The following is an 18,917-nucleotide window of genomic DNA, read 5'->3' as shown; positions in this document are numbered from 1 at the left end:
TTCTATCTATTCACAAAAGGAGCGACAATGAACAAATTCATCAATGAAAGTAAGCGCTACTTTACCTTAGACAAAGTTTTGTTCGGAATTATGATTGCATTCGCAACGATAAGTGTTGTGGCCATCTATCTATCCGCACCACTTTTAGATAATGGTCAAGCAGATGCAATTTCTTTAGTTAAGAAACAATTAATGTGGTTTGCGATTGGATTCGCAGTTATCGCATTTCTAATTAAAATCGGAATAGACCGACTGTTTACTGCGATAGATATAGCTTATTGGATCTTAATGGTCCTTCTAGCTGGTCTTGTAATCGCACGTTTTGCAAATATCAACAGCAGTATCGTTGCACCAATTAACGGAACACGGGCTTGGTATATGATCCCTGGAATCGGTTCTTTTCAGCCTAGTGAGTTCATGAAAATTGTCTTAGTTATCAAAGCTGCAAATGTCATTCATCAACATAATACCGATAAAGAAGGGTATACATTTCAAAGTGATTTTCAACTATTTTTCAAAATTGCTAAATTTGCACTCCCACCTTTTATCCTAATTTTCTTACAACCAGATACTGGAGTTCCTATTGTTATTCTATTTAGTTTAGCAACTATGTTTATTTTATCTGGTGTACGTCGCGAATGGTTCATTATCATTGCAACATTAAGTATTGGCGCATTATTAGGAATTGTCTTCCTCTACTATAACTACCCAGATGTCTTGAATACTTTACTTGGTGGAGGATCGACGTCATATCGCTTGGATCGTTTCTATGGCTGGCTTGACTATGAAAAGTACGCTATGGGACATGGTTACCAACTTTTCCAATCGATGATTTCTTACGGAACTGCTGGTATTAATGGACATCCTCTCGGAACGATGATTGCCCATTATCCTGAAGCACAAACAGACTTCATCTTTGCCGTTATTTCTCAAAATTTTGGTTTCATCGGTGGCTCAATAACTATCGCACTATCATTCTTATTTGATATTAAACTCGTCTCCATTACAAAACACAGTGATTTACCGAGAGAACGTTATATGATGATGGGAATCATTGGAATGATTTTCTTCCAGCATCTAGAAAATATTGGGATGATTATGGCAGTGCTTCCGATTACCGGAATTACTTTACCCTTTATTTCGTATGGGGGATCATCATTGCTTTCATATATGATTCCACTTGCCGTCGCATTTCATATGTACAGTGAAACACAAAATAGACACAGACACTAAAAAACAGGATTATCTCCTGTTTTTTTTAGAATAGTGCATTTAAGCGTGTTATATGAGGTATCTCTTTGAAACGAGCAAAACGCATGACATGGTCACTATTTCGAATTGTTATATCGTGGATTGAATCTAAATGAACATGTAGATGGTCATAGCAAAGCAACGCATGATCAAACGAGTCACTCGTAAGTCTAATTGTTGTATGTGGATTCATCACCAGTGGTGACCCTAAACTTCGAGCGTGGCGATGGTGAATTCCAGATATTTCTGTCATCTGTAAGAGATCAAGACCCGGATAAATTACTGCTCCGCCAATCGAACGATTATATGCAGTCGATCCATATTGCCCTGATATACATACACCATTTCCTCTAAAAGTTTCAAAATATGAATCGTCAATATGAATATCCATCGTTTGCGTCTTTACAATATTTTCCACGCGAACTTCATTAAGTGCGTAGTAATGGGACACCTTGGTAGTATTTTTTAAAGTGACTTCTAAGATTCTCTTCTCATCAATGATCGGTTGTTTTGTTAATACATCCGCAATGAAATCATCAATTTGATCCTGTGTATAATCTGTTGAAAACCCTAAAGTACCCGTATGAATACCCACAAACGAGACGTCTTCAACTTTATCAATATACTCGTGAAAGGCTTTCAACAAAGTACCATCACCACCAACACAAATCACGAGTTCTGGTTGATGCTCATCACGAACCATACCACCTTCAGTTAATTTGCGTGTTACCATTTGGCAAATACTTTCTGATGCACTATCACCACGATGAATTGTTATAAATCGTTTCATAAGTTACTTCCTTTTCCTTTAGACATATTGTAACATAGTAATATGAAACATAACCTAGAGATTGAATACAAAACAATGTTGGATGAACCGTTATTTGAGAAGATTAAGTCGAAATTGCCTTTCGATTCTGGAGTCAACCAACGCAATGATTACTACGATACACCTGATCGTCAACTGTACAGTATGGGCATCATGTGCCGTATTCGCACAGTCGATAATCGCTTCGAGTTTACAGTTAAAATTCCTCAAGAGGATGGGGTCATGGAACATGAGGTGCTCTTAGAAACAAAGACATTAGACCACCCTTCCGTCATTGATTTTTTTAATCGGTTAAACTTGGACGTTAACCAATTGGATTGCATTGCATATAGTGACACACAACGCTATACGTATGATGATACTTATGGGTCTTGGTGCCTCGATGCATCATCATTCGAGAACCACAACGATTTCGAATTGGAATATGAACTACATGAAGCAAACGAAAAAGCATATCCACACTATGTAGATATGCTCAATGAGTTAAATGTTGAATACCACGAAGCAAAACCTAAATATATAAGGGCGTTAACTTCAGGCGCTTAAATTGATCTTCAAAATCACGCATCGAAGTTTTCGATACAATGACGAACTCAAGTTGATAAACTTCGAGTTCTTTTTTTAACCACGTTATAATACCGAGAAGCTCGTAAAAATGGTTTTTTATTGATGAGCTTGGCAAATAGATTTTAGTTAACCGCTCCGTATATTGATATGCGATTGGACCGATTCGCGATGTATTTTCAATATTGTAGGTCAAATTTTCTTGTAATTGTGTCCATGTTACTGCTATATCAGAAATTGCATTTCGGATCGTCTGTTCATGGATATCTTCATAAATTAAATTCATTTCTACGCGCGCATTTATTGCTGCAAACCATTGATCGATACCAATCGTTTCTGCTTTCTTTAAGAGTTCAATCGCGACATCTCTGCCACCATCTACAAGATACAAGAATGATTCAAGTCTACTTGGCAAGACGAAGTCAACTTCACTTAGAAAGACTGGTCCTTTGAAAAATACGACATGATCTAATTCGATTGATTGAATTTGCTTAGGCGCTTCCCCATCTTTAGTTGCATTCATAATGGACTCATGAAACGAAGGATAATCTTTGTATCCATTCATGTGTTGGTACTCGTCCCATGTCCGCTTGATACTCATCGTTCGTACGCTACGAGCACGTCCATATCCAATAATTCCTTTTTCCTTTGTTACGGGGTGAATATAACGTTTGTCTATAAAGAATAACAATGAGCCCACATCAAAACGTTCAAATCGCTTCGTGCTAAGACGCCAAAAATTGATGGAACGATGACCATTACTTCTATGAAATTCTATCATTCTTTCATCCGAAATATATGCGATTGAGCTCATTATGTTATCCTCCTTTACTTAATTTTATTACGCCCTTCAAAAGCTTTGATTAATGTCATGTCATCGGCATAATCGAGATGCCCTCCAATTGGAAGTCCGAAAGCCAAACGTGTTACATCAACTCTATCCTCGAGCCTTTTAGCAAGGTACAATGAAGTCATTTCACCTTCAACTGTTGCATTCAATGCTAAAATCACTTCTTTTGATTCTTGGGATAGACGTTTTTCCAAACTTTCAATATTCAATTGATCAGGCATTATGCCTTTTTTCGTTGAAATCAGGCCGTCGAGTACATGATAGACACCATGATATTCTTGTGTTTTTTCGATTGAGAAAACTTCTTTAGCACTTGAAACAACACAAATTGTATTTTGATCACGAGTATTATCTGCACAAATATCGCAGATTTCTGTTTCTGTAAGATTATGGCATACTTTACATGTTTTAATGTTTAATTTTATATTCATCAGATTGCTTGCAAATTCGTTGAGATCTTCAATGTTTGATTCCAACATTGTAAGTGCATAACGTTCTGCTGTTTTTTGACCAACTCCAGGAAGCATTTTAAAAGACTCTATGAGTTGTTGCAGTGTTTTCGGATACATTATAACTCCTATTCAATAATTTCTACGGAGTCACCAAATAGATTTAAGACACTATCAAGTGACTCATCAACAATTCGTGCATCTTCCGCATTTTCTTCTGTTACAGTAAGTTCTTCAGGTAAAACAGGACTTGGTAAGGTTCCTGCTTTATTAAGTTCAATAAACCTCGCGACCGCTTCTTGATACATATTTACCGAGATTGCTAAGATTGTTTTATCTTTATTGAAAATCACTTCGCTAAATTTATTGAGTTCGTGACGATTCCGTGCTTCACCAATTTCACGAACTTCAATTTCAGACTGCATCGCCACAACCACAAAGAACGGACTACTTAACACAACTTTACCGCCAGATAGTAATCTCGCTGATCGTGCCCATTGTGGTATATTTCGATACCTTTGGATTTGCGTAAATTGCTCTTCATCTGCTAATCTTAGTGACTTATCAGCAGTTACCATAAGTCTTATAACCATATCAGTATCAATATTCTTTAGCCCAATACTATTTTCTGTATGTACAGGAGCAATACTTGATGCGTTTATTGAATCATCAATGACATCTTCGATTACTTCATGTTCAGTATCATCAAACTCAAATTGTATTGCATCTTCTGGATTCGATATAACAACTTCTGGTTGTTTACTTACATCTTTTGTGAGTACTACTGGATCTAAATCTGTAGCACCTTTCGTATTTACGGATTCTACTATCGGATTTAAGTCTTTTGGAGTTTCAACTACAGTCTCTTGTTTATTTGGAACAAACTGCGTATATTTTTGAGTTGGCTGTCCTTGTACTATACCTGAGTTATTCGAAAAATGATTGAATATGTCTAACATAGCAATCTCAAAGTACATTTCGGGTTGTTGTGAGAAACGCATCTTTTCTGCATACTCTAACAAGATATCAATCATTTTAAGACGAACATCTGTTGTAAATGCTTCTGATAAATAACGAACTAAAGTATCTTCAGTTAATGTATTCATTTTAGTATACGTATAAATCAGACTATCTTTGAGGTTTTTAGTAATGTCCATCACTAAGCGATCATAGCTGACTGATTGCATTTTCATAGCTTGAATATTATCAATAAGTTGCTGCATATCACTTGCCGCAATATTTCTAAACATTTCCATTTTTCCATCAACTGACAGTACACCGTTTGACGCATAGATTTGTTGCTTTGTAATTGGACCATCAGATAGCACAATTGCTTGTTCTAGAATAGTTAGAGCATTACGCAATCCACCACCCGATAATGATGCAATCAATTCCGTTGCACCAGGTTCTGCACTTTCATGTTCTTTCTCTAAAATACTGTCTAAACGCTCTGCAATTGCCAATTCAGGAATTCTCGTAAAATCGAATCTTTGGCATCTTGAAATGATGGTTGGAAGCACTTTATGAATTTCTGTAGTCGCAAGAATAAAGACGACGTGACTTGGTGGTTCCTCTAATGTCTTCAAAAGGGCATTAAATGCACCTTGTGTTAACATATGGACCTCATCAATAATATAAACTTTATATTTACCTAAAATTGGTGTGTATTTAACACGTTCGATTAGACTTCGGATTTCATCGACACCGTTATTACTTGCTGCATCGATTTCAATTAAGTCAGGGTGCGTGTTATTTTGTACTGCAACACAGTTATCACACTGACCACAGATCAGTTCAGTGTCACTTGTACAGTTTACTGCACGTGCAAACAATTTTGCTGTTGAGGTTTTCCCGGTACCTCGTGGACCAGTTAAAAGATAAGCATGCGATATCTTATCTTTTTTTACTGAATTTGTAAGGACTTCAACAATATGTTGTTGGCCGACTACTTCGTCCATCGTAGAAGGTCTGTATTTTCTATATAATGACTGATATGCCATGTTATCACCTATTATTCATTATATCATACGGCCTATTGGTTGTAATTACTTATTTGATTCCATATAATTAAGGTATGGAAAAGAAGAAAAAAGTAAATGTTCTTGGTATCATTGGGATACTAATGACTGTGCTGGGGCTCTCAATCATTGTTTACGATGTCGGTATCAAATACTTCGAACGTAAATCACAGGAACAGGAACTACAAAATTTTATGAATGCTCCTTTATTATCTGAGAACTCGGAATTGCCAGCTGAGACTGTTGATGCCAATGTATGGGGCTATATAGTTATTGAAAAACTCGGTGTTAATCATTTGATTGCTAAAACAAATGATTGGAACTATCTTTCTCGCTATGTAGTTGCGTATGAAAGTTCTCCTGAACCTACAGGTAACGGAAACTTTGCTATCGCGGGCCACAATGGTAACTGTGCAAGCTGTGTCTTTAGAGATTTTGATAAACTTGAAATTGGTGATGAAGTAATACTTAACGATAAAAAGAATACTTACACTTATCGTATTGAAGACATTTCTACCGTTCATCATACGGATGTGTCGGTCTTGAATGATACTCCAGATGCTAGAACACTTACTTTAATTACATGTACAGAACAGACAACTGTTGATCCATGGCGAACTATCGTCAAAGCAACACAAATCAGTGAAGTACCGAACACATAAGTTTATGCTATAAAAAAACATCAATCACTAAGATTGATGTTTTTTTATTTGATTTCCTTTTCCATCATTATATGATCAATCCCTGCGTCATCAAAGACTTCACCATATTCTTTATAACCATTTTTTTCATAGAATGGTATTGCTTGAATCTGGGCACCCAATTCAAGTCGTTTAAATCCATTATTTTTCGCTTGTTTCTCCGCATCTTGGAGCAACTTAGTCCCTATTTTGAATTTTCGATACTCTTTGAGCACTGCAACTCGTCCAACCTTGAGGGTATCTCCCTTTTTCACATAACGTGCAGCTCCAACAACTTGATTATTAACAACCGCCATTACATGCATTACATTCTCGTTATTAGCTGAATCATATTCATCTATTTCAAGTCCTATATCAACGTTTTGTTCTTCAACAAACACTTTCTTTCTGACATCTAAGTATAGATTATAGGATTTCTCATCGACGCGTTTGATTTTTACTTCATTATTACGTTTTTCTTTAAAAAATTCTTTCATAAGTAATCTCCCTTCAGATTCGAGTATGTTTGGGATTACCTTCGGGTAATGATTAAATCCCTTTATTTCAGACATATTCAATACTGACCCATAGCTACCACTATTGGGTTCATTAGCACCATATACTACCGTATCTACATGAGCTTGAATCATTGCCCCTGCACACATTTGACAAGGTTCAACAGTTACATAAACAGTACAACCGCTTAAGTTCCAACTATTAAGTGATTTCCCCGCATCATTCATGGCTTCAATTTCTGCATGTGCGCTTGTTCTTTTGGTACTCTCTCTTAGATTGAATCCTTTACCTATAATTTTTCCGTCTTTTACTACGATAGCACCGACAGGTACTTCATCCATCTCATATGCCAATTTAGCTTGTTTTATAGCTTCTCTCATATACATTTCGTGATTCATGATCTATCACCTCATTTTGGATACAAAAAAAGCCACTACACACATAAGAGCTAAATTAAGGCTGCTGTATTCCTACCCTGACCTGGTTCATTAGATTATGTTGTAGTAGCATAGTTATTATAACAAATATGCAAATAAATGCAACGTTTCACGTGAAACATTTATGATATAATTTCACTGGAGGTAACATATGCCAAAACTATTTGTAAGTGACATGGATCACACTCTTCTGAACGATAATTCAGAGTTGCCAAAAGATTTTAAAGAAACACTAGACCTACTAAACAGTAGTGATTCCGGACTTGTTTTAGCTTCTGGAAGAACACTCTTTAGCATTAAAAATAAAGTTAAGGATTTTAATCATGAGATCAATTTTATCTCAGACAATGGTGCAATTGTCGAGTATAACGGTAAAATAATCTATAAGTCTGTATTTTCTCAGGAAGATATTGAAGAAGTACTAGTTCCCATTCGTAAAGCAAAAGAAACTTCAATTATCGCATCGTCTCTAACGAGTGCTTATGTCGAGGTCTATGATGATGACCATAAACAAAAACTGTATGAATATTATCTCGACTACAATATAGTCGACGATATATCTAAAGTGAATGATGATATAATCAAAGTCACTATGTTAAGTCTTGAAAATACGGTTGATAATTACAAGAATTTTATTGAACCTGCCCTATCAAGTCGTTATAATGCTGTTACTGCGGGTAAAATTTGGATTGACGTCATGCATAACAATGTCGATAAAGGAGAAGGTCTTAAGCATCTTCTCGAAGAAATGAATATTGATCAAGATGATGTTGTTGCATTTGGTGATTATCATAACGATATTGGAATGCTCGAGCTAGCGGGTATTGGATATGCCGTTATGAATGCGCATGATGATGTCAAACAAATTGCTGATTTTTTAATTGAAGACAATAATTCTGCTCCTGTAACTCGAATTATTAAGGAATACTTAGAAAAACAGTAGTTAATGCAATTAAAAAAGGAGTTAATCGTAAGATTAACTCCTTTTTTTAATGATTTATTTAGATACAGGAACCATTTTCTCTTTGAATCCCATGTAAGGTCTTAATGCTTCAGGAATTAGTACTGAACCATCTTCTTGAAGGTTATTCTCTAAAAATGCGATAAGCATCCGCGGAGGTGCAACAACTGTATTGTTTAAAGTATGTGCAAATACGCGTCCGTCTTTTGTATCAATTCTTATTTTCAGTCTTCTTGCTTGAGCATCTGTAAGGTTTGAACAACTTCCTACTTCGAAGAATTTCTTTTGACGAGGACTCCATGCTTCAACATCAACAGATTTGTGTTTTAGATCAGCTAAATCCCCTGAGCAGCACTCTAGTACTCTGACTGGAATATCTAAACTTCGGAAGTAATCAACTGAATTTTTGTACATTTCTTCAAATAATGCAGCACTTTCTTCCGGTTTACATACAATAACCATCTCTTGCTTCTCAAACTGGTGTATTCTATATACTCCTCGCTCTTCTATTCCATGAGCACCTACTTCTTTACGGAAGCAAGGTGAGTAGCTAGTGAGGCGTTGAGGCATCTTAGATTCAGGGTTGATTGTATCAATAAACTTACCAATCATTGAGTGTTCACTGGTACCAATTAAGTACAGATCCTCACCTTCAACCTTATACATCATATTTTCCATTTCTTCGAAACTCATTACACCAGTAACAACGTGACTACGAATCATATATGGTGGAATGACATAATCATAACCACGATCAATCATGAAGTCTCTCGCGTATGCAGTGACAGCTGAATGAAGACGCGCAACATCCTTTTGTAAGTAGTAGAATCCTTGTCCACTAACTTTTCGTGCTGCATCTAAGTCGATTCCATCGAATGACTCCATAATATCTACATGATAAGGGACTTCAAATGGCTTTTCTACCATTTCACCATGACGTGAGCGCTCAACATTTTCACTGTCATCTTTTCCCAAAGGAACATCATCAGCTATTAAGTTCGGTATTTGCATCAAGAGTTGTTGTAATTTTTCAAATACCGGCTCTTCATTTTGCTCAATTTCTTCAAGTTCTTTAGCAAATGCTTGAACTTGCTCTTTAATGGAATTTGCTTCATCGATTCTCTTTTGACCCATTAGTTTACCAATTTCCTTACTTAATGAGTTTCTTTGACCACGCAATTCGTCCGCACGTGTCTTTAAACCACGATATTCAATATCCAATGCAATGATTTCATCGACCATCGGTAGCTTGTGATCTTGGAATTTTTTCTTTATGTTTTCGCGAATAATATCCGCATCAGTTCTAAATAGATTAATATCTAACATAACTATCTCTCCTAAAATAAAAAAAACACCCTCATTAAGGGACGGATTTACCGTGGTGCCACCCTTTTTCGAATGTTTCACGTGAAACATTCCTTTAACAGATAACGGCTGTCTTCCGAACTTAATCTCTCAAGGGTAGATCTATAATCAATTAATAATACCTCTCACCAACAGTATCTCTCTTTAAATAACTTGCGACTATATTATTCCCTCACACTGAGTTTAAGATAATTATAGCCATTACTGTATTTATTGTCAAATTAGTAAGTTTTAATTGTAGATAAAGAAAAAGCATACGACTAATCGTATGCTTTTATACTATATTATTCTGAATCTACAGTTTCGGTTTCAGTCACTGTATCATCGTGTGACTTATCATCGGTATCTGAGTCAGCAATTTCTTCACTAACTTTCAACACCGCGACTGAAGCTACAGCGTCATTTTCTCCAACATTGATAATTCGAACACCAATCGTTGAACGACCATATATTCCTATATTTGCAACTTCTGTACGGATAACAGTTCCATCACTTGAAATAACAAGAAGCTCTTCATCACCTTCGACAGCACGAAGCGATACGAGATTTCCGTTCTTCTCAGTAATATTAACTGTTTTAACACCTTTAGCACCACGTTTGGTTAAGCGATACTCATCTAATTCAGTACGTTTTCCATAACCTTTTTCAGTAATGGCTAAAATATACTTACCTTCACGGTCAGTTGCGACCCCTACGACGATTCCACCATCAACATCGAATCCTCGAACACCAGATGCAGTACGTCCCATTGGTCGAACTTCATTCTCGTCAAAGCGAACTGCTTTACCGTTGCCTCCACCGATGATAATTTCATTTGAACCATCCGTCATTTTGACAGCCACGAGTTCATCGTCTTCGCGTAGCGTAATTGCAATTTTACCATTTTGTCGAATTGACTCAAACTCACTCACTGCAACACGTTTTACAATACCTTGTCGAGTTACGAAGAATGCATATTTAGAGTCTTCATCATCTCTAGGTACTTTCACCAGCGTACGTACTTCTTCTCCTTCATCCAGAGATAGTAAGTTGACGACTGGAATTCCTTTAGCAGTTCTACTTGCTGCAGGAACATTAAATCCACGCATTCTATACACTTTACCTTTATTAGTAAAGACCAGTAAGTAATCATGAGTTGAAAGAGCTAAGAACTGATCAATTTCATCTTCATCGTATGTCGCCATACCTTTAACACCCTTACCACCTCTATTTTGAACATTAAAGGAGTCTATAGTTGTACGCTTAATATAACCATTCATAGTCATCGAAATTACGATATCTTCTTCCGGTATCAAATCTTCATCAAGCATATCGATATCTGCTTCTATTACTTCAGAGCGTCTTGGATCACCAAATTTAGTCTTAATTTCTTCTAAATCTGTCTTAATTATATCTAAAACACGACTGTGATTTGCGAGAATATCTTTTAAATCTTCTATTGTTAGTGTTAACTCTGCGTATTCTGCATCGAGTTTTTCACGTTGCAATCCAGTCAGACGTCTGAACTGCATATCTAAGATTGCTTTAGATTGAATTGCTGTAAGGCCAAATCGTTCATTAAGACGACTACTTGCCTCAGCATCATCATTTGAACTTCTAATAATTGTCATTACTTCATCAATATTATCAAGAGCAATGATCATTCCTTCGAGAATATGAGCACGTTCTTCAGCTTTTCGAAGTTCGAATCGCGTTCTTCGTGTGATAATTTCGATTTGGTGATCTCGATAATATCCTAGTATTTCAAGAAGATTGAGAAGTTTTGGTCTATTATCGACCAACGCTAACATATTCACACCAAATGTCGATTGCATAGCGGTTAAACGGTATAGTTGGTTTAATACAACTTCCGGTTGTATTTCGCGTCGTAATTCAATAACTATTTTGATACCGACTCGGTTTGACTCATCTCTTAAGTCAGTAATTCCTTCAATTTCCTTATCACGAACAAGACTAGCGATTTTCTCAACAAGATTCGCTTTATTTACTTGGTAAGGTATTTCAGAAATTGTGAGAACCGGCTTCCCATTAGGTAACTCCGTAATATCAACTTTAGCACGCATAACTACAGATCCACGACCTGTTTCAAATGCTGACTTAATACCTGAGCGTCCTAGTAAATAAGCTCCTGTTGGGAAATCTGGACCAAAAATATATTCATCCATCAATTCTTTAATTGTGATTTCCGGATTATCAATTAACGCAATTGTAGCATCAATGACTTCTCCTAAGTTATGAGGAGGGATATTCGTTGCCATCCCGACAGCAATCCCCGTTCCACCATTAACTAAAACATTCGGAAAACGTGAAGGTAGAACTGAAGGTTCTGTCTCTTCCCCATCATAGTTAGGTTGAAAATCAACAGTTTCTTTGTTAATATCGCGCATCATTTCCATCGAAATTTTGGACATACGAGCTTCAGTATAACGCATCGCCGCAGCACCATCACCATCAATTGAGCCAAAGTTACCATGGCCATCGACTAGCATGTAACGATAAGAGAAGTCTTGTGACATACGAACCATTGATTCATAGACAGCACTATCACCGTGAGGGTGATACTTACCAATTACGTCCCCAACAATACGTGCAGATTTCTTATACGGTTTATCACTCGTCATACCCAAATCATTCATCGCATATAGAATACGACGGTGAACAGGCTTCAATCCATCACGTACATCTGGAAGGGCACGTGAGACAATAACGGACATTGCATATGAAACGAAAGATTTCTTCATTTCATCAGAAATACTACGCGATTTTACGCGATCAAATTCTTTATTCTCTTCCATTTTTCCCTCCCTAGATATCTAAATCTGCATATTCTGCATTTTCTTGAATAAACTGGCGACGGGGTGCAACTTCATCACCCATTAACGTTTCAAAAATCATATCGGCTTCCATTGCATCTTCAATATCAACACGAATAAGCGTACGTGTTTGAGGATCCATAGTTGTTTCCCATAGTTGCTCCGGATTCATTTCACCAAGACCCTTGTATCGCTGAACGTTGAAACGATCACCAAACTCAGGTTTAAGCTCTTCCAATTCTTCATCACTATAGGCATAAGCCATTTTATTTCCACGAGAAATTTTATACAAAGGTGGCTGCGCAATATACACAAAGCCTCCTTCAATGACTGGACGTAAGAAACGGTAAAAGAATGTTAAAAGTAACGTTCTAATGTGCGCACCGTCTACGTCAGCATCGGTCATGATAACGATTTTATGATATCTCAACTTCTCAAGATTCATTTCTTCACCAATTCCTGTACCGAACGCTGTAAGCATCATACGAATTTCATTATTGTCAAAGATTCGGTGTAAACGAGCCTTCTCAACGTTGATAACCTTACCACGTAGAGGAAGAATTGCTTGGAATTTACTATCACGACCTTGTTTTGCACTTCCGCCAGCGGAATCACCCTCGACGAGGTAGATTTCACTTTCGGCCGGGTTACGATTTGAACAGTCTGCAAGTTTTCCAGGTAATGATGATACCTCAAGAGCACCTTTACGACGTGTCAGTTCCCGCGCTTTACGAGCAGCAACACGTGCTTTTGATGCAACGAGCGCTTTATCTATGATAATTTTTGCATCATCAGGATGCTCCATTAAGAAACGTTCAAATTGATTTCCAAATATGTTAGAAACAATCTTACGTACTTCACTATTTCCAAGTTTTGTTTTTGTTTGCCCCTCATACTGAGGATCTGGATGTTTTACGGAGATTATAGCAGTGAGTCCTTCACGAACATCATCACCTAAGAAGCCATCTTCGTCTTTTTTCAGTAGATTATTTTCTTTAGCATAATTATTAATAACACGTGTTAAAGCAAGACGGAAACCATCTTCATGAGTTCCCCCTTCTTGTGTATTAATATTATTTGTAAATGAATAGATATTTGGAACAAACCCATCATTATACTGCATTGCAACTTCAACTTGAATTTGATCTTCTTCGCCTTCAACATAAACAATCTCTTCATGAATTACTTGGCGATTTCTATTCATAAAATGAACATATTCAAGAATTCCATTTTCATAATGGAAGACGTTGGCACGTGACTCCTCAGGCTCTCTCTCATCAATAAATGTAATCTTAATTCCTTTGTTCAAGAAAGCCATTTGACGTAAGCGATCACGTAATACATCAAATGAATACTCTGTAGTTTCTTTAAATATTTCTGGATCAGCTTTAAATCTAACTTCTGTACCTTGGCGATCAGTTTTTCCACGTTCTTCTAATGGAATAGCAGTGTGGCCACCGTTTTCAAAACGAAGATAGTACTCAGTGCCTTCTTTAAAAATAGATACTTCTAAGAAAGTAGACAAGGCATTAACAACGGATGCCCCAACCCCATGAAGTCCACCAGAAACTTTATAGGCACCACCACCGAATTTACCTCCGGCATGAAGCACTGTATAAATTGTTTCTGCAGTAGAAACACCAGTTTTTTCGTGAATTCCAACTGGAATACCACGACCATTATCAGAAACAGTGACAATGTTATCTTTGTCGACAGTAACTGTAATTTCACTTGCATAACCAGCTAGTGCTTCATCAATACCATTATCAACAATTTCCCATACCAAATGGTGCAAACCACGAGCAGATGTACTCCCTATGTACATCCCAGGGCGTTTACGAACAGCTTCTAAACCCTCTAATACCTGAATATCTTCTGAAGTATAAGAATGTTCTACTTTGTTTGATGCCATTAAATTACCTCCTTATGAATAATTCCTTTATTAACGTGAAACACATTTAAGTTTCTTTCTGTTTGTATAAATTGCATATCAGTCGTTGTAATAAATACTTGTACGGCGTCTGGAATCATTTTCAGAACCATTTTGCGACGTGACTCATCTAACTCCGAAAATAGATCATCCAAGCATAATATTGGATAAGCCCCTTGCAACTCATAAACCAACGAGACAAGTGCAAGTTTAAACGCAATCATGAGCATTCGTTTCTGTCCTTGAGACGCAGTATTGATAACAGGAACCCCATCCATCTTAAATACGTAGTCATCTCGATGAATTCCCACTTGCGTTGCACGTATATCCAAATCTCTTTGGTGCATTTCTTGCATACGTTTCGTTAGATTAGCAAGAATCGAACTATCAACACTTACAGGGCTCCTATACTCGAAATTAACACGAGTCGATGTTTGACTCATTGCTTGGTAAAATCTTTCTACAACTGGCTCTAAACGAGCAATAAATGCATTTCGTTGCTTGATAATCGGAATTTGATACTCAATTAGCTGACTATCCAGTATTTCCAATAAGCTAAAGTCAATATTTCGTGATTTCAATAATGCATTACGTTGTGTTAAGACCTGTGTGTATCTAGATAAAATGCCAATATAATCCTTAGAAAGTTTTCCTAACTCAAAATCAACACTTCTACGTCGAATTTTGGGTGCATCCGTAAAAAAATTTAAATCATCAGGATTGAATAATATTACATTACAATACCCGATAAAATCACTTAACTTTTTCAATGGTGAATGATTAACCTGTAAATATTTTCCTTGTTCGCTAACAACTATTTTCAAAAGGTGTCCCGAATCCATAACTGCTTCAGCTTTAGCAAATTCTTTTCCATTTTGAATCAGAATTTTATCGTCATTGACTCGAAATGATCTACCTGAACCTAAAAAAACTATCGATTCGATGATATTTGTCTTACCTTGACCATTGTTTCCAACAAATACTGTAATATTTTCCGGAAAATCGAGACTTACGTCCTCAACATTTCGAAATTGTTTAAGTTCAAGTTGCTTAATCTGCATCTTCTTCAGAGATTTCATGCATATTCCCGTTAATCACAACTTGATCACCAGGGTAAAGTTTCTTTCCACGACGATTTTCATTCTCGCCGTTTACTTGAATGGAGAATGTATGAATAAGGTGTTTAGCTTCCCCACCCGATTGCACATAGTCCATAACTTTCAGAAACTGTCCAAGTGTTATGTAGTCTCCTTCTTTTTTCATATTATCCATCCTTTTTTTAACTCCTCTATTTTATCATATTTTACGACAAAATGCACGTATATGAATAATCATAAAAGTCCTATATTAGTGGGTTTGACGACATTTTTTTACATAAAAAAAAACAACCGATTTTGCACCTTCAAAAATTGATTTTTTTAGATGAGTGCATTCGGTTGTTTTTATGTTTTATATGCTAATTATTTGGATAAAATACCCATAATGAATCCGCTAATTATTGATCCAATTGCAATGTAAGCAATGTATAGAACTGGTTGCGAAACAAGGAAAATTACGAAGATACCACCGTGAGGTGCACTTACCATAATATTTGATGCAAGCACAAGTGCACCGGTAACCGCGGACCCAACTACAAAACTTGGAATGATTCGTAACGGATCTTTGGATGCAAAAGGAATTGCTCCTTCAGTAATGAAAGATGCTCCTAAGACTGCATTAGTAAGTCCAGCTTGTTTCTCTTCGACTGTAAATTTATCTTTGAAAAATAGTGTGGCAACGAATACAGCAAGCGGTGGTACCATCCCAGCCGCCATTACGGCTGCCATGACACTGCTTCCTCCTACAGATGCTGTAGCAAGCGTTCCTGTACCAAAAACATAAGCCGCCTTGTTAACTGGACCCCCTAAATCAATTGCCATCATTGCACCTAAAAGCAATCCTAGGATTACAGCATTCGTGCCAGACAGGTTCAACAGGAAGTTGTTCATCATATCATTAATCGTTTTCATTGGTACATTAACAATAAGCATTATTGCACCAGTAATGAGGACACCTAAAAGAGGATATAACATGATATTTTTTAATCCATTCAGTGAATGTGGCAGTCCATTGAGCATTCTCTTCACAAAATTGACTACATACCCTGCAACAAATCCACCAATTAGGGCACCAAGGAAACCTGCGCCACCAGTGCTAGCAATTCCACCTGCAACAAATCCCGCTACAAGACCCGGACGGTCTGCAATACTGTAGGCAATGTAACCAGCTAATACGGGAAGCATGAATCCAAATGCTGCGCCACCAATTTTATTCAGAGATGCTGCGAGTTCATTATAACTACCCAATTGACCTAAACTATCTTGTGGCACACCTATTAACTGATCGACCAAAAAGGAAAGTGCAATAACAATTCCACCACCAATAACAAATGGAAGCATATAAGACACACCACTCATTAGATGTTTATAGATTCCTTTTTTCTCATCTCGTGGTGATTCTTGAGCCTTCTCACTATGAATCGGAGTATTATCAGAAAGTGCTTCTTCAAATAACTTTTGAGGTTCTTTAATTGCTTTAGCTACTGGGACTGCAAGCATCTTTTTACCATCAAATCGTGATGTTTCAACCTTGATGTCAGCAGCAACAATCACAGCATCAGCATTCTCAATATCAGTCTTAGAAAGTTGATTTCCAACACCTGAAGTTCCGTTAGTTTCAACTTTTACATCAATATTCAACTTCTTTGCAATTTCTTGAAGCTTCTCAGCTGCCATATATGTGTGTGCAATTCCTGTTGCACATGCTGTTACTGCTACAACTTTTTTATGATTATGGAAATCATTCGTTTCGATATTATTAGAAGTATCGTCAATTGCGAATGCTTCGATTATTTCTGAATACGTTGAGGCATTTTTTAGTTTTAGCACAACATCAGCATGCATGAGCTTACCCGATAATTCTGCAAGAATTTTAAGGTGCTCATTCCCTGAATTTTCCGGAGTAGCAATCATAAAAAATAAATGTACAGGTTTGCCATCCATGCTTTCAAAATTTACCCCAGCAGCACTTCTTCCAAATAGAACAACTGTTTCTGTAACTAGATTGCTCCTACCATGAGGGATTGCAATTCCATCTCCAACACCAGTCGTACTGATAGATTCTCTTTCAAGAAGTACATCTAAGAACTGGTTTGCATTACTAACAAATCCTTGCTCCTTTAAATACTCGGACATTTCTAAAAGTACAGATTTCTTATCATTTTCTTTCAAATCGAAAATAATACTATTACTTTTAAGTACATCACTAATTTTTAATTCCATAATTAGATCCTCTCTATTTTGATTTTATTCATTAAAGCTGAGATTTCCTCTGATGTAGCAAGTGCTTCAGAAAATGCCGTCGCCGTTCCCGAAGCCGATGCTAATAAGTATGTTTCTTTTTCGGATTCTCCTTTTACGATTCCTGCAATAAATCCAGCAACCATGGAGTCTCCAGCTCCAACTGAATCAATAAGCTTCCCTTCTGGAACCGTCGCCTTAAACAGCTCTTGATTGGAAATATATATAGATCCATCTTTACCACAAGAGATAATAATATTCTTAACACCTAATTTAAGCATTTCCTTACCTGCAATAAGAATCGATTCGTAATCATCCGAGACATTGGTAATTTGAAGGAACTCATCAATATTTGGTTTAATTAAGAGGGGATGATATTCCAAAATATTTATGAGCTCATGACTTCCAATATCAACGATAAAATCAATATTCTTCGAATGTAAATGTTTTGCTATCTTTGTGTACCAACTGTAATTCATTCCCCGGGAAATACTACCACTCATAACGACAATATCGTTTTCGGTAAATGTCATGATTTCTCGTTCGAGTTGTTCAATGTATCTCGAATCGATGATTTCTCCAGAACCGTTCAATTCAGTTTCGATATCAGTTTTTATCTTCACGTTGATCCTCGTTAATACATTTGAATTGATAAATTTATCATTTATTCGTGGATACTCTTTCAAATTTTCACGAATATGTTCGCCAGTAAAACCTCCTAAAAATCCATGAAGCGTCGTATCAATTCCTAAGTTATTGAGTACGATTGCAACATTAATTCCTTTACCTCCTATTCTTATTTTTTCGAAGTTTGACCGATTCGTCTTGCCAAGATCTATAGAACTTGCCGACATCAAATAATCAATTGATGGATTTAGTGCAATAATATGTATCATGAAATCACCTCTATTTGTAT

General features: G+C 36.7%; 16 protein-coding genes and 1 other RNA gene. 4 read left to right on the top strand and 13 right to left on the bottom strand.

Annotated elements, in window-relative coordinates:
* Nucleotides 1-27: 27 nt before the first annotated feature.
* The gene (locus tag GVV20_RS05155; RefSeq protein WP_159812718.1) at nt 28-1,233 is read left to right on the top strand and encodes an FtsW/RodA/SpoVE family cell cycle protein; all 1,206 of its coding nucleotides are present in this window, start codon (nt 28-30) and stop codon (nt 1,231-1,233) included.
* Between the two features lie 25 nt (nt 1,234-1,258).
* On the opposite strand, the gene GVV20_RS05150 is transcribed toward GVV20_RS05155, so the two are convergent.
* Nucleotides 1,259-2,041, bottom strand: coding sequence for an NAD kinase (locus GVV20_RS05150; protein ID WP_159741162.1), 783 nt, complete (start codon nt 2,039-2,041; stop codon nt 1,259-1,261).
* Between the two features lie 42 nt (nt 2,042-2,083).
* On the opposite strand from GVV20_RS05150, the gene GVV20_RS05145 reads away from it, so the two are divergent.
* Complete coding sequence (locus tag GVV20_RS05145; protein ID WP_159741163.1) at nt 2,084-2,626, top strand: CYTH domain-containing protein; 543 nt, start codon at nt 2,084-2,086, stop codon at nt 2,624-2,626.
* On the opposite strand, the gene GVV20_RS05140 is transcribed toward GVV20_RS05145, so the two are convergent.
* Genes GVV20_RS05140 through dnaX form a run of 3 tightly spaced genes read right to left on the bottom strand, consistent with a single transcriptional unit; the run spans nt 2,592 to nt 5,943 of the window.
* Nucleotides 2,592-3,458: a hypothetical protein gene (locus GVV20_RS05140; RefSeq protein ID WP_159741164.1), complete on the bottom strand. Its 867-nt coding sequence runs from the start codon at nt 3,456-3,458 to the stop codon at nt 2,592-2,594. The two genes, GVV20_RS05145 and GVV20_RS05140, sit on opposite strands and share 35 nt — an antisense overlap.
* 14 nt (nt 3,459-3,472) lie before the next feature.
* Complete coding sequence (gene recR, locus GVV20_RS05135; RefSeq protein WP_159741165.1) at nt 3,473-4,063, bottom strand: recombination mediator RecR; 591 nt, start codon at nt 4,061-4,063, stop codon at nt 3,473-3,475.
* A gap of 8 nt (nt 4,064-4,071) precedes the next feature.
* Nucleotides 4,072-5,943 carry a DNA polymerase III subunit gamma/tau gene (dnaX, locus tag GVV20_RS05130; RefSeq protein WP_159741166.1) on the bottom strand — a complete coding sequence of 624 codons (1,872 nt, stop codon included), beginning with the start codon at nt 5,941-5,943 and terminating at the stop codon, nt 4,072-4,074.
* Between the two features lie 74 nt (nt 5,944-6,017).
* On the opposite strand from dnaX, the gene GVV20_RS05125 reads away from it, so the two are divergent.
* Complete coding sequence (locus tag GVV20_RS05125) at nt 6,018-6,623, top strand: sortase (protein WP_159639933.1); 606 nt, start codon at nt 6,018-6,020, stop codon at nt 6,621-6,623.
* A 44-nt stretch (nt 6,624-6,667) separates the two neighbouring features.
* Here the strand turns inward: GVV20_RS05125 and GVV20_RS05120 are convergent, their stop codons facing one another.
* The gene (locus GVV20_RS05120) at nt 6,668-7,555 is read right to left on the bottom strand and encodes a GNAT family N-acetyltransferase (RefSeq protein ID WP_201287516.1); all 888 of its coding nucleotides are present in this window, start codon (nt 7,553-7,555) and stop codon (nt 6,668-6,670) included.
* Between the two features lie 25 nt (nt 7,556-7,580).
* Nucleotides 7,581-7,668, bottom strand: an RNA gene (gene ffs, locus GVV20_RS05115) — signal recognition particle sRNA small type.
* Between the two features lie 77 nt (nt 7,669-7,745).
* Here ffs and GVV20_RS05110 point away from each other — a divergent pair.
* Complete coding sequence (locus GVV20_RS05110) at nt 7,746-8,537, top strand: HAD family hydrolase (protein ID WP_159741167.1); 792 nt, start codon at nt 7,746-7,748, stop codon at nt 8,535-8,537.
* 54 nt (nt 8,538-8,591) lie between these two features.
* On the opposite strand, the gene serS is transcribed toward GVV20_RS05110, so the two are convergent.
* The 7 genes from serS to GVV20_RS05075 form a co-directional block, all read right to left on the bottom strand.
* Nucleotides 8,592-9,881: a serine--tRNA ligase gene (gene serS, locus GVV20_RS05105; RefSeq protein ID WP_159741168.1), complete on the bottom strand. Its 1,290-nt coding sequence runs from the start codon at nt 9,879-9,881 to the stop codon at nt 8,592-8,594.
* 323 nt (nt 9,882-10,204) lie between these two features.
* Nucleotides 10,205-12,715 carry a DNA gyrase subunit A gene (gene gyrA, locus GVV20_RS05100; protein ID WP_159741169.1) on the bottom strand — a complete coding sequence of 837 codons (2,511 nt, stop codon included), beginning with the start codon at nt 12,713-12,715 and terminating at the stop codon, nt 10,205-10,207.
* 10 nt (nt 12,716-12,725) lie between these two features.
* A complete protein-coding gene (gyrB, locus tag GVV20_RS05095) occupies nt 12,726-14,645 on the bottom strand; it encodes a DNA topoisomerase (ATP-hydrolyzing) subunit B (RefSeq protein WP_159741170.1) in 1,920 nt (639 codons plus the stop codon).
* Complete coding sequence (gene recF / locus GVV20_RS05090) at nt 14,645-15,742, bottom strand: DNA replication/repair protein RecF (protein WP_236261772.1); 1,098 nt, start codon at nt 15,740-15,742, stop codon at nt 14,645-14,647. Before recF ends, gyrB begins: the two co-directional genes overlap by 1 nt.
* Nucleotides 15,714-15,935 carry an RNA-binding S4 domain-containing protein gene (locus GVV20_RS05085; RefSeq protein WP_159639941.1) on the bottom strand — a complete coding sequence of 74 codons (222 nt, stop codon included), beginning with the start codon at nt 15,933-15,935 and terminating at the stop codon, nt 15,714-15,716. The genes recF and GVV20_RS05085 overlap by 29 nt, the downstream gene beginning before the upstream one ends.
* A gap of 188 nt (nt 15,936-16,123) precedes the next feature.
* Nucleotides 16,124-17,983: a PTS fructose transporter subunit IIABC gene (locus GVV20_RS05080; RefSeq protein WP_159741516.1), complete on the bottom strand. Its 1,860-nt coding sequence runs from the start codon at nt 17,981-17,983 to the stop codon at nt 16,124-16,126.
* Nucleotides 17,984-17,985: 2 nt separating this feature from the next.
* Nucleotides 17,986-18,917, bottom strand: a 932-nt coding sequence (locus tag GVV20_RS05075) for a 1-phosphofructokinase family hexose kinase (RefSeq protein ID WP_250690172.1), incomplete at its 5' end; no start/stop codon positions are given.

The sequence above is a fragment of the Erysipelothrix aquatica genome (genome assembly GCF_009828775.2).
Lineage (GTDB): Bacteria > Bacillota_I > Bacilli_A > Erysipelotrichales > Erysipelotrichaceae > Erysipelothrix > Erysipelothrix aquatica.
The sequence above is the reverse complement of the archived record's forward strand: the minus strand, read 5'-3'. Positions and strand labels throughout refer to the sequence as shown.

Coding starts and splice junctions, on each gene's coding strand:
- GVV20_RS05150 (WP_159741162.1), bottom strand. CDS start 2,041: ATGAAACGATTTATAACAATTCATCGTGGTGATAGTGCATCAGAAAGT.
- GVV20_RS05125 (WP_159639933.1), top strand. CDS start 6,018: ATGGAAAAGAAGAAAAAAGTAAATGTTCTTGGTATCATTGGGATACTA.
- recR (WP_159741165.1), bottom strand. CDS start 4,063: ATGTATCCGAAAACACTGCAACAACTCATAGAGTCTTTTAAAATGCTT.
- serS (WP_159741168.1), bottom strand. CDS start 9,881: ATGTTAGATATTAATCTATTTAGAACTGATGCGGATATTATTCGCGAA.
- GVV20_RS05155 (WP_159812718.1), top strand. CDS start 28: ATGAACAAATTCATCAATGAAAGTAAGCGCTACTTTACCTTAGACAAA.
- dnaX (WP_159741166.1), bottom strand. CDS start 5,943: ATGGCATATCAGTCATTATATAGAAAATACAGACCTTCTACGATGGAC.
- GVV20_RS05080 (WP_159741516.1), bottom strand. CDS start 17,983: ATGGAATTAAAAATTAGTGATGTACTTAAAAGTAATAGTATTATTTTC.
- recF (WP_236261772.1), bottom strand. CDS start 15,742: ATGAAATCTCTGAAGAAGATGCAGATTAAGCAACTTGAACTTAAACAA.
- gyrA (WP_159741169.1), bottom strand. CDS start 12,715: ATGGAAGAGAATAAAGAATTTGATCGCGTAAAATCGCGTAGTATTTCT.
- GVV20_RS05145 (WP_159741163.1), top strand. CDS start 2,084: ATGAAACATAACCTAGAGATTGAATACAAAACAATGTTGGATGAACCG.
- GVV20_RS05140 (WP_159741164.1), bottom strand. CDS start 3,458: ATGAGCTCAATCGCATATATTTCGGATGAAAGAATGATAGAATTTCAT.
- GVV20_RS05110 (WP_159741167.1), top strand. CDS start 7,746: ATGCCAAAACTATTTGTAAGTGACATGGATCACACTCTTCTGAACGAT.
- GVV20_RS05120 (WP_201287516.1), bottom strand. CDS start 7,555: ATGAATCACGAAATGTATATGAGAGAAGCTATAAAACAAGCTAAATTG.
- GVV20_RS05085 (WP_159639941.1), bottom strand. CDS start 15,935: ATGGATAATATGAAAAAAGAAGGAGACTACATAACACTTGGACAGTTT.
- gyrB (WP_159741170.1), bottom strand. CDS start 14,645: ATGGCATCAAACAAAGTAGAACATTCTTATACTTCAGAAGATATTCAG.